The sequence below is a fragment of the Streptomyces sp. NPDC003635 genome, from assembly GCF_053587635.1.
This window is the reverse complement of the sequence record NZ_JBSFOK010000037.1, coordinates 83,847-94,569: the sequence shown is the minus strand read 5'-3', so window position 1 is coordinate 94,569 and position 10,723 is coordinate 83,847. Positions and strand designations below refer to the sequence as shown.

The 10,723-nt window shown below is 72.7% G+C and carries 7 protein-coding genes; 4 read left to right on the top strand and 3 right to left on the bottom strand.

From position 1 onward, the window contains the following. Window positions 1-91: 91 nt before the first annotated feature. Complete coding sequence (locus tag ACWDRW_RS29045; protein WP_451727721.1) at window positions 92-2,275, bottom strand: RICIN domain-containing protein; 2,184 nt, start codon at window positions 2,273-2,275, stop codon at window positions 92-94. A gap of 176 nt (window positions 2,276-2,451) precedes the next feature. Continuing rightward, the gene (gene absR1 / locus ACWDRW_RS29040) at window positions 2,452-3,537 is read right to left on the bottom strand and encodes a beta-glucuronidase AbsR1 (protein ID WP_451727718.1); all 1,086 of its coding nucleotides are present in this window, start codon (window positions 3,535-3,537) and stop codon (window positions 2,452-2,454) included. A 97-nt stretch (window positions 3,538-3,634) separates the two neighbouring features. Between absR1 and ACWDRW_RS29035 the strand changes: the two genes are divergently transcribed. After that, window positions 3,635-5,413 (top strand): LuxR family transcriptional regulator AbsR2, encoded by a 1,779-nt coding sequence (locus ACWDRW_RS29035; protein WP_451727716.1) that lies wholly within the window; start codon window positions 3,635-3,637, stop codon window positions 5,411-5,413. 12 nt (window positions 5,414-5,425) lie between these two features. On the opposite strand, the gene ACWDRW_RS29030 is transcribed toward ACWDRW_RS29035, so the two are convergent. Further along, window positions 5,426-8,035: a CHAT domain-containing protein gene (locus tag ACWDRW_RS29030; RefSeq protein WP_451727713.1), complete on the bottom strand. Its 2,610-nt coding sequence runs from the start codon at window positions 8,033-8,035 to the stop codon at window positions 5,426-5,428. A gap of 109 nt (window positions 8,036-8,144) precedes the next feature. On the opposite strand from ACWDRW_RS29030, the gene ACWDRW_RS29025 reads away from it, so the two are divergent. The 3 genes from ACWDRW_RS29025 to ACWDRW_RS29015 are packed head-to-tail and all read left to right on the top strand — an operon-like array spanning window position 8,145 to window position 10,722. Then, a complete protein-coding gene (locus ACWDRW_RS29025) occupies window positions 8,145-9,584 on the top strand; it encodes a S8/S53 family peptidase (protein ID WP_451727711.1) in 1,440 nt (479 codons plus the stop codon). Beyond that, window positions 9,581-10,219: an RNA polymerase sigma factor gene (locus tag ACWDRW_RS29020; protein WP_451727708.1), complete on the top strand. Its 639-nt coding sequence runs from the start codon at window positions 9,581-9,583 to the stop codon at window positions 10,217-10,219. Before ACWDRW_RS29025 ends, ACWDRW_RS29020 begins: the two co-directional genes overlap by 4 nt. Window positions 10,220-10,245: 26 nt before the next feature. Further along, on the top strand, window positions 10,246-10,722 hold the full coding sequence (locus ACWDRW_RS29015) for a hypothetical protein (RefSeq protein WP_451727729.1): 477 nt from the start codon (window positions 10,246-10,248) through the stop codon (window positions 10,720-10,722). Window position 10,723: the final 1 nt, after the last annotated feature.

The window sequence follows — 10,723 nt, the reverse complement described above, 5'->3', positions numbered from 1 at the left end:
CCCGCCCACAACCTGACATCAGCAAGGTCCCCACCCATGAACACACCAACGACCAACCTGGCCACCAGTCACGGCAAGCACCGTTGCAGTACTAGGGGTAGCTGGGCAGGTTGGCCACGTTGGTGGTGGAGTTGGACGGCCCGCCGCGGTCGTTGACGACGTGCCGGATGGTGCCGGTGCCGCCGAGGGAGACGGTCACCATGCTGGTGAAGCGGACGCCCGGGTTGTTCGGTGCCTCGATGGCGCGCTCGGCGGTGACGCTCGGGTTGACGTTGAAGTAGCAGTAGCTGCCCAGGCCGTACGCCTGGTGGCTGGTGACGTTGTTCGCGACCTTGTAGGCGGCGTAGCCCTGTGTGGAGCCGTTCATCCAGGCGGCCTGGCTGGGCGGGTCGTAGGGCATCTCGTTCTGGTAGAAGTACGTCCGGCCGCCGTTGCCGTTCCAGATGGTCTGGTACTTCTGGTAGTGCTCGACGAACAGGCCGTACATGGTGACGTTGTCGCCGTTGACGATCAGCCCGGTGTCGCCCGTGTTGGAGTTCCAGCCGATGCCGCTGCCGTGGTCGCCGCGCCAGATCCAGGTGTGGTCGCCGATCACGTGGTCGCTGTTGACGACGAGGCTGGTGGTCGCCTTGCCGACGGCGGCGCCGCCGACCCGGAAGTACACGTCGTGCAGGGAGGTCGGGTTGGCCGCGTGCGAGGCGGACGAGCCCGCCGGGCCGACCTCCATCAGGGTGGGGGAGTTGGTGGTGCCCGCGTCGAAGAGGATGCCCGCGACCTTCACCCCGTCGACGTCGGCCACCTTCAGGGCGGTGACACCGTTGTCCGGGATGAACGTGGCGAGCCCGAGACCGAGGACGACCGTGTCGGCCCGGTTCACCTGGAGCGTCTGGTTCAGGTGGTACACACCCGGGGTGACCAGGAGGTTCTTGCCCGCCGCCAGTGCCGCGTTGATGTCCGCGGCGGTCGCGCCCGGCTTCACGACGTAGAAGGAGTCCAGGGAGAGCGAACTGCCGGCGGCGGTACCGCCCGCCCAGCTGGTCGCCGTGGAGTTGGACCGCAGGGACGGCACGAACACCTTGTAGGCGCCGTCACCGTCGACGTACAGGAACGGCTTCTCCCGGCTGACCGGGGTCTGCGCCACCGTCGTGTACGGCGGGTTGGGGAAGCTGGTGCCCGGGACGCCCTGGCTGCCGACGAAGACCATGTTCCAGTTGGCGCCGGTCCAGCTGCCGAGCTGGGAGTTGCGGGTCAGCCACTGCTGCTGGGTCCCGGAGTTGACCTGACCGTCGACCTTGGTGTCGGCGAACAGGCCGCCGCTGGCCCAGCCGCCGTCGTCCAGGGCGAGGTTGCCGCGCAGATGCATCCGGCGGTAGGCCGCGGCCTGTGACACCGCCCAGCGGTCGTTGCCGCCGGTCGGGTTGACCGAGAGGTTCTCGGCGCCGCGCCAGAAGTTCTGGGTGGCGTTCTGCGGCGGGAACCAGTCGGCCTCCGCGTGCACCGCGCCGTTGATCGTGACCGCGTCCGGGGACAGTCCGAGCCCCGCGACCTGGGTGTAGAAGCCGACGTTGACGTCGGCGTGGTAGGCGCCCGGCTTGAACAGCACCGCGTGCCGCTGCGAGCCGAACTGGTTGGTCTCCTGCTGCTGGAAGATCGTGTCGAGCCGGGACTGGATGGTCGAGGACGACATCGACGGGTCGAAGACGACGACGTTCGGACCGAGGTCGGGGTTGGCCGTCGACTGGGTCACCGGCACGACCTGGAAGCGCTGGGCCGCGCTGCCGTTGCAGGTGTACTGCACGAACTGGACGCTGTCGGCGGTCGAGGCTCCGGGGTCGTCCAGGCACTTGCCGCTGTGCCGGTTGACGAAGTGGTAGGCGCCGCCGCCCTCGTCGACCGGCAGCCACTGCTGGTTGGCGCCGCCGCCGTAGGTCCACAGATGGACGGGGGCGTTGTCGGCCGTGGAGACGTCGGCGACGTCCGCGACCTGGCTCGTGTCGTTGGCGTTGTTGATCCGGACGTAGCCGCCGCTCGTCGCGGTGAAGCTCCAGCGCTGGGCGGTGGTGCCGTTGCAGGAGTACTGCTGCACGGCCGTGCCGTTGGCGGTCCCGGCCGCGCGGGCGTCCAGGCAGCGGCCGCTCGCGGCGTTCATCACGGTGGCGAATCCGGTGGGCAGCGCCTCGGCCGCCGCGTGCGCGGGTGTGGGGAGGGTACCGAGCAGAGTGGCGGCCAGGGAGAGCGCCGCCAGGGAGACGATCGGGGGGTGGGGGCTTGACATGCCCACGGAACCTAAAGGTATGGACCACTTCCGTCAAGGGGTGAAGTAAGCATTGAGGTAAGTGGTTTGACGCTCGCGGCCGGGAACATCACCCTCCCCCGAAGGCGATGTTCCCGGCCGCTCCCCCGGCGCCGGACAGTGGTCCGTCCGTCCGTGTGCGGTCGTACCCGTGCTGATTACCAGCACATCACCGCGGTTTCCCCCGACCCCCAGGCGGAGTACAGGCGCACACGGACGAAGTAGCGGCGGCCCTTGACGAGATGGGCCCTGATCGTGGCGTTGCCAGGTGTGCCTCCGTCGTCCTGGCCGGTGAGGTAGCGGGGTTCGCCGTCCCGTTCCTCGAATACCACCACGACGGTGTCGCTGTCACCGAAGGCGCCCACGGTGTACTCGCGGGTCTCCGGCGGCTCGACGGTGAAGTCGGCCTGTTCCCCCGGTCCGAGACCGATCGGTGCCGATCGGAACGGCTCGAGCGCGGGCGGCTGCGCGGGTCCGGCCGGCGGATACCAGCGCAGCACGAACTCCTTGTCGGCGGGGGAGAGCGTGCCGGGCGGGTTCAGACCCGCGCGGAACTGCTCGGGCTCCAGGATGAGCCCCGCCTCGAAGGGGTACTGCATGATCGACTGTGGGTCCCAGGCGGAGCCGTTGACCTCGTCCGGGTCCAGCTTGCGCAGGATGTTGGAGAACGTCGTCTCCCGGCTCCAGAAGTTCGGCGGGCCCGCGAGGTCCGCCACCACGGCCTCGTCGTCCCAGTGAAGGCCGGCGAAGGGGCTCTGGTGCTCGTGCAGCATGCCGAGCGCGTGCCCGATCTCGTGCAGGGCCGTCCCGCGCTCCCCGGGCACGGTCAGGTCCCAGCCGAAGTTCATGGTCCGCTCGTTCAGGCCGACCTGGAGCGCGTCCTTGCCCACGGTCGACCAGGAACCGTCACCCAGCTGGAACCCGATCCGCAACTCCGCTTCCGAGCGGTCCGCGACCTCGGTGAACGACACCCCGATGCCGAGGTCCTGCCACTCCTGGAAGCACTCGCGCACCACGTCCCGCTGCTCCTTCGCGCCGACCCATGACACCCTTCGGGACCCCCCGGTACCCGGTACGGGAATCACTGACGCGTCGGCGCCCCCGTCGAAGAAGCAGTAGTGCAGGACGGTGTTGTTCACCCACATACGGCGTCCGCCGATGAGCGCGCGCTGCCGCTCGGCGGTCAGCCCCGGTGCCAGAACGGGGGCCGACTGCTGCGCGAGAGAGCAGTAGCGAGCGGTCATGCGAGAAGACTGCCGTCGCCGGGCGCCCCACGCCTGAGTCGGGGGCTACTCAAGTCACCCTGTATCAGGGATGAGTAACCGTGCTCTGGTAGATGTGATGACATTCGAACGGGATGCGAAGACCCTGGAGCTGCCCTGGCCGTTCACCGGACGGGACAGCGAAGTCGAGCTGATCCGCCGGTCCCTGGCCGCGGGGCGGCACGGCATCGTCGTGACGGGAGCCGCGGGCTGCGGCAAGACCCGCCTCGCCGTGGAGGCCTCCCGTGGCACCGACTGCGCCAAGGTGGCCGGGACCCCCGAGGCCCGCACCATCCCCTTCGCCGCCTTCGCGCATCTGCTGCCCGAGGGCGTCACCCTGCACCGGGCGGTACAACTGCTGTCCTCCGTGAGGCTGTTGCTCGTCGACGATGCTCATCTCCTCGACGACGCCTCCGCCGCCCTGGTCCACCAGCTGGCCGTACAGGGCCGCGCCCGGCTGCTGGTCGTGGCCACCGACGGGGTCCCCGCGCCCGGCGCGATCTCCCGGCTGTGGACCGGCGAGCTGCTGCCCCGCCTGGCCCTGGACCCGCTGTCCGCCGAGGAGACGGCCCATCTGCTCGCGGCCGAGGCGGGCGGCAGCCTGGAACCCCTCACCGTGCACCGGCTGAACCGCCTGTGCCGGGGCGACCTGCGACTGCTGCGCGATCTGTCGGGCGCGGTGCGCGAACGCGAAATGCTCAGCCAGGTCCCCGACACGGATGCCTGGGCCTGGCGCGGGCCGGTACCGCTGACCGCGACCGTGCGGGAGCGCGCCGCCCAGGTCCTGGACCGGGGACGCCCGGAGGAGCGCGAGACGCTCGAACGCCTCGCCTTCGGCGAGCCCCTGGCCCTGGACATGGACTCCTTCGACCTGTGGGTCCTCGAACGCCTGGAGGCCGAGGGCCTGATCCACATCGACGACCAGGGCTCCGTCCGCCTCGTCCACCCGCTGCACGGCCCGGTGCTGCGGGCCGCGGCCGGCCGGCTCCGGGCGCGCCGCCTCGCCCGCACCCCGGAGCAGTGCGCGGCGGCCCTGGAAGCCGAGACGGCCGTACTGGCACGGAGTGTCGAACTGGCCGACGTGCGGGCCGTGTCGGCGCCCGTGGGGGAGTGGCTGGTGGACGAAGGGGTGCCCGTCCCGGCCGGATACGCGGCCGTACGCGCCCGGTTCGCCCGGCTCTGCGGGCGGTTGCGGGAGGCCGAGGCCTGGGCCAGGGAGGGGCTGCGCGGTGCGCCCGACGACCCCGGCTGCCGGGACGAACTCGCCCTGGCAGCCGCCCAGTCGGGCGAGGTGACGGCCGCAGTGGACGGCCGGGACGGCTGGCCCGCCGTGGCGCGCGGTGACATCGACGCGGCCCTGGAGACCGTCGAGCCCTACGACGCCGTACGCCTCGGCGCGCCCGAACGGGCCGTCGGACGGCTCGACGGCGTGTTCGCCGAGCACGCCGAGGCACTCGCCCGGGGCGACGGACCCGCGCTCGACCGGGCCGCCGAGGCGCTGCGGGAGCGGGGACTGCTGCTGTACGCGGCGGAGGCGCACGCTCAGGCCGTACGGGCCCACCGCGACCCCAGGGCCGCCCGCACCTCACGCACCCGTGCCGTCTCCCTCGCCCGCCGCTGCCAGGGCGCCCGCACCCCGGCCCTGTCCGGGCTGGTGCTGGGCGAACTCACCGCCCGCCAGCGTCAGATCGTCACCCTGGCAGCGGCCGGCCTGAGCAACCGCCAGATCGCCGAACGGCTCACCCTCTCCGTCCGCACGGTCGGCAACCACCTCTACAGCGCCTACGCCCGCCTGGGCGCGAGCGACCGGGGCGCGCTGCCGTGGCTCGTGGAACTCCCGGACGCGCAACCGGCGTAGGCCCGCCGCCCGTCACGCCGCGCCGAACGCGGTGAACGCCCATCCGGTCGCCCGGTGCGTCGCGTCATCCGGTAGGGCGGCTCGGGCGTCACGGAGGGCCTCGGCCAGGGACAGCCCCGCGCCGAGGCCCTTGTGCAGGGCGACCATCAGCGGGACGACCGCCGCGTCGTTGACGGGGGCACTGCACGCCACCACCCCGGCCGTGCCCAGCGGCAGCAACGCCGTGACCAGGCCGAGGAGTTCGTCGGCGCCCACCTGGGCGAAGCGGGCCGTGTCGCAGCAGGAGAGGATGATGCGGTAGGGGCTGCGGTCGAGGCGTTCGAAGTCATGGACGATCAGCGGTCCGTCGGCCATCCGCAGCGCCGAGAACAGCGGGCTGTCCGCCCGGAAGGTGCCGTGCGCGGCGATGTGCGCGAGCGCGGCCCCGTCCAGCTCCTCCAGCACGCGCGGCACGCTCGCGTCCTCGTACTCCAGCAGCGTCGGCTTTCCGCCGTACCCGTCCGCCAGCTCGGGCACCTCCGCGCCCCCCGTGGCCAGGCCCGGACCGCGCACCAGCACCTGACGGCCGCCCGGCGGCGGTTCGGTCTCCCGGGCGCGCAGCCAACTGCTCGCCGAGGGCGACACGCTGAGCACCCGCTCCCGCAGCGACGGCAGCAGCGCCCACGGCACGCGGTGCAGCCGCCCCGGCGGTACGACCACGACCGGGCCCTCGCCCAGGTGCTCGGCCGCCGGACCGAGCAGCAGCTCCTCCAGGCGTCGGCCCGCCGCCTCCACCACGGGCAGCCGGCCCTCTGCCCCGGGATGCGCCAGCCGCCGCAGCCCCGCCTGCACATGCTCCGCCTCGGTCTCCGCGTCGGCGAGCGGCCCGCCCTCGAACCGCCGCACCCGACCCTGCCCGCACAGCAGCACCTGCACCCGCCCGTCCACCACGACCAGCTCGACGAGCCGGGTGTCGTCGCCGAGCCGGTTCAGCAGCCGCCCCGGGTCGAAGCGGTCCCCGTCGCCCGGCGCCTCCCCGCGCATGTGCAGGGTGCGCGAGCGGATCTCCCGTTCCAGACGGCGCTGTTCACGCTCCAGGGCCGGGACCGGCCGCCCCTCCATGCGCGCCGCCTCCGCGCGGGCCGCGATCTCCCGGAAGGCGGTGAGCCCGCTCTGCAGCACGGGATCGGCGGGCGGCCGGGTCGGCGGCGCGGTCAGTACGGTCGCCCGCCACCGCTCGCTCCACACCAGCAGCCGCCGCGGCCCCCCGGCGTCCAGGCTCACCCGCTGCGCGAGCGCCGCGAGTTCGGCGCCCTGGGCGGTCGCCCGCGCCCGCAGCTCCGAGGCGCCCAGCGTCGTACGGTGGTCGTCCAGGACGTCCAGGCCCCGGCGGCACGCCTCCAGCACCCCGCGCCCGGAACCGGCGGCCCGCGCCCGCAGCGCCTGTGCGGCCCAGCCCGTCATCCGCGCCAGCGGGGGGCCCGCGTGCCTGCTGCGGGCGGCGATGCCCAAGTGCCGTTCGGCGTCCGCCCGCCAGCCCAGCTCCAGTGCGATCCGGCCCGCGAGCAGCGAGGCCTCGGGGGCGGCGGGGGCGCCGAAGGAGGCCAGCCGCTCGGCGACCCCGGCGGCGTCCGCGACCAGCCGCCCCGAGGCGCGTCCCGCGGCGAGCCGCGCCTCGATCAGCACCAGCCGGGCGTGCGTCTCCCACCAGGTGCGCCGCTGCCCCGCGAACAGCCGTACCGCCAGTGCCGCGCGGGCGATCGCGGTGTGCGGATCACCCGTGAGCCGGGCCGCCCGGGCGGCCACCAGCAGCAGCTCCGCCTTGCGTGTGGACTGCCCGCCCAGCTCGTCCAGGACCCCGATCGCCGCGTCCGCCTCGGCCAGCGCCTCCGGGGCGAGCCCGGCCGCCATCAGCACCTCGCAGCGCCGGATGGCCAGCATGAACGTCGGCGTGCCGAGCTTGGCGTACCGCTCCTCGGCCTCGTCCAGCAGCCGCAGCGCCACCGGGATGTCCCCGGCCCGGAACGCCGCGAGCCCTCGGCTCTCCACCGCGTCCGCCTTGTCGTGCTCCTGGCCCGTGGTGTCCCACAGCGCCTCGGCCGCCGTGAAGTCCGCGTCCGCCCGCTCCACCGCGCCCAGCGCCAGATGCACCGTCGCGCGCAGTGTCAGCGCCCGCGCCGTCCAGATCACGTCGTCCGCCTGCCGCAGCACCGGGATCGCCCGCCGGACGTCCTCCAGTGCCTCCCGGTGATGACCGAGCACCCACCACACGTACGCCCGCCGGTACAGCACCCGCGCCCGGGTGTGCCCCGAACCGCGGGCGACCCCCTGGTCGAAGGCGGCCAGCCCCTGCCGGGTGCGCCCCGCGTGCACCAACGCCACACCGAGCGTGCCGAGTACGTCGGCCTCCCGCTCCGCCGAGTCCGCGCGCGCCGCGAGATCGCGCGCCCTTCGCAGATGGTCCAGCGCGAGTCGCAGATCACCGAAGTCCCGCTGCCAGATACCGATCACCTGATGCGCGACGGAGGCGTGCAGCGGTGAGGGATCGGCGCCCAGCACCTCTTCCGCCCCGGCCAGAGCCTCACCGGGCGCGGCGAACACCTTCGGCAGCAGTTCGAGAACCGAGTCGCTTCCCGCCGTCACCCAACGGATAGTAGTGCTCCGCCTTGCCGCCCACACAGGTTCGGCGCTGTATCAATCGCGGGCTCCGCGACTCTGTCTGACGACCGTCGCCTCAGCGGGAGGACATGCCATGGCACCACAGCGATTCCACGAGCAGTTCGAGCAGATCCAGCGTTGCATGCCCGACGTCCCCCTGGCGATGGGTCCCGACGACTCCGCCGAGTTCTTCTACGAGAAGGGCGTCGTGCTGGCCCGGGACGGTGAGGAGGCCCGCGTCGTCGAGGACACCGTGCGCGAGCACTTCGCCGGCTTCACCGGGCTCACCGCCGACCATGTGCGCCGGGCGAGCCCGGAGACCAACCGCTCCGGCATCACCCGGATCCAGGTCGGCGACCCCGGCCACGGCGACCGGCGCGGCGACCGCGCCGTCGCCGGAGCGCTGCGGGCCCTGCGCACCGCGGAGGGCCGGGCCGGACGCCGCCTGGTCAGCCGTAACCATGTGGTGTCCATCGCCGTCAACGCCTGCCCGGGCGACGAACCCCTGCCCGCGCCGCTCACCCAGCCGCCCAACCCGGCCGCGGCCGAGGGCCTTTACGACCCGGACACCGCCGTCGGCGTCCTCGTCATCGACACCGGCCTGATGAAGGACTACCGCTCCTACCCGCTGCTCGCGCACACCGACGGTGACGGGCAGATCAAGGAGTGCGACGACGACGGGATCCTCCAGCAGTACGTGGGACACGGCACGTTCATCGCCGGACTCGTCGCCGCCGTCGCCCCCAACACCGACATCACCGTCCGCAACACCCTCAACGACGCCGGGGCCATCCTGGAGTCCGAGTTCGGCGACAAGCTCTTCGAGGCCGTCGAGGCCGGCGGCTGGCCGGACATCCTCAGCCTCTCCGCGGGCACCTCCAACGGCCGTACCGACGGGCTCCTCGGCCTGGACGCCTTCATGCAGGAACTGCGCACGCAGCGCACCCTGTTGGTGGCCGCAGCCGGCAACAACGCCAGCGCGACCCCCTTCTGGCCCGCCGCCTACGCCGAACTGCCCGACTACGCCGACTGCGTGCTGTCGATCGGCGCGCTGCGCGGGGACGGCGAGTACGGCGCCTGCTTCTCCAACCACGGCTCCTGGGTGAAGGCCTACGCCCCCGGCGAGCGCCTCACCAGCTCCTTCACCGGCTTCGACGTACCCGTGCCGTACGTCTACCAGCACTCCACCTACGACTCCTGCCGCTACGGCTTCGCCTACGTGTGCACGTGCCAGTCGCCGCGCCACACCGGCCTGTTGAGCGAGGAGCGGGCCGCGACGAGCACCGGCAAGCCGGACCAGGTGATGTTCGAGGGGTTCGCGCACTGGAGCGGCACCTCCTTCGCCACCCCCGTGGTGGCCGGCATGATCGCCGCGCACATGACCGCGCACAAGGAGACCGACCCGCGCACCGCCCGCGCCCAGCTGCTCGCCGCGAACACGGAGTTCGCGGAGGTGCGCGGGGCGCATGTGCCGGCGCTGCGCCCGCCCACCTGGCGCCCGGTCCCCGTCGTGCCGCTCACTCCTCCGGCATGAGGCTCGGAACCGCCCCCTCCGCGGCGTACGATGACTTGCCGTACACGAGGGGTGGGGCCGTGGAACGTGCAGAGGTCGGCGCGCTCGTCCAGTCCGCCGTCGACGGTGAGGCGGCGGCCTGGAAGGCGCTTGTGGAAGGGCTGAGCCCGCTGGTGTGGTCGGTGGTGCGCGCCCACCGGCTCTCCGACGCCGACGCGCACGAGGTGTACCAGACCGCCTGGTTCCGCTTCGCCCAGCATCTGGGGCGGATCCGGGAACCGGAGAAGGCCGGGTCCTGGCTCGCCAGCACGGCCCGGCATGAGAGCCTGAAGGTCCTCAAGAACTCCCGGCGGCTGACACCGACCGACGACCCGCAACTGCTGGACCGGGTCAGCGAGGACCGTACGCCCGAGGAGTCACTGCTGGACTCCGAGGAGGCGGCCGCGCAGACCGAGCGCGTCCGGCGGCTGTGGCAGGAGTTCGAGGAACTCGGCGAACGCTGCCGCGAGTTGCTGCGCGTGCTGATGTCCGCACCGCCGCCCAGCTACCAGGAGGTGTCCGCGGCACTGGGCATCGCCGTGGGCAGCATCGGGCCGCTGCGTCAGCGCTGTCTGCGCCGCCTGAGGGCCCGACTCGACGCACGGGGAGCGCTGTGAACGAGGAAGAGTTCGACGAGCGGGGTATCGGCGAAGAGGGATTCGACGAAGAACGTGTCGACGAGGGCGGTTTCGACGACGCCCTGCTGGAGGAGGAGTTGAGGCGGGCCGCCGCGATCCTGGACCCGGTCCCGGCGGAGCTGAGCCGGATCGCCGTCGACGCCTACGCGCTGCACGACCTCGACGCCAGGATCGCCGAGCTGACCTTCGACTCGGTGGTGGACGCCATCCCGGTCCGGGGCGCCACCGACGTACCGCGGATGCTGACCTTTCGCGCGGGGGAGGTCACCGTGGACGTCGAGGTGACCGGGCAGGGCCTGATGGGGCAGCTGCTGCCGCCCCAGCCGGCCCGGATCGAGGTGCTGAGCGGCCCTCAGACGGCGGCGCCGCTCACGGCCGACGCCATGGGCCGCTTCGTCAGTGACGCCCCGCCCGCGGGTCCGTTCGCGCTGAGGCTGCGGACCGGCGGGGAGGTGGTCGTCACGGAGTGGCTGCGCGCCTGAC

Coding starts and splice junctions, on each gene's coding strand:
- ACWDRW_RS29045 (WP_451727721.1), bottom strand. CDS start 2,275: ATGTCAAGCCCCCACCCCCCGATCGTCTCCCTGGCGGCGCTCTCCCTG.
- absR1 (WP_451727718.1), bottom strand. CDS start 3,537: ATGACCGCTCGCTACTGCTCTCTCGCGCAGCAGTCGGCCCCCGTTCTG.
- ACWDRW_RS29035 (WP_451727716.1), top strand. CDS start 3,635: ATGACATTCGAACGGGATGCGAAGACCCTGGAGCTGCCCTGGCCGTTC.
- ACWDRW_RS29025 (WP_451727711.1), top strand. CDS start 8,145: ATGGCACCACAGCGATTCCACGAGCAGTTCGAGCAGATCCAGCGTTGC.
- ACWDRW_RS29020 (WP_451727708.1), top strand. CDS start 9,581: ATGAGGCTCGGAACCGCCCCCTCCGCGGCGTACGATGACTTGCCGTAC.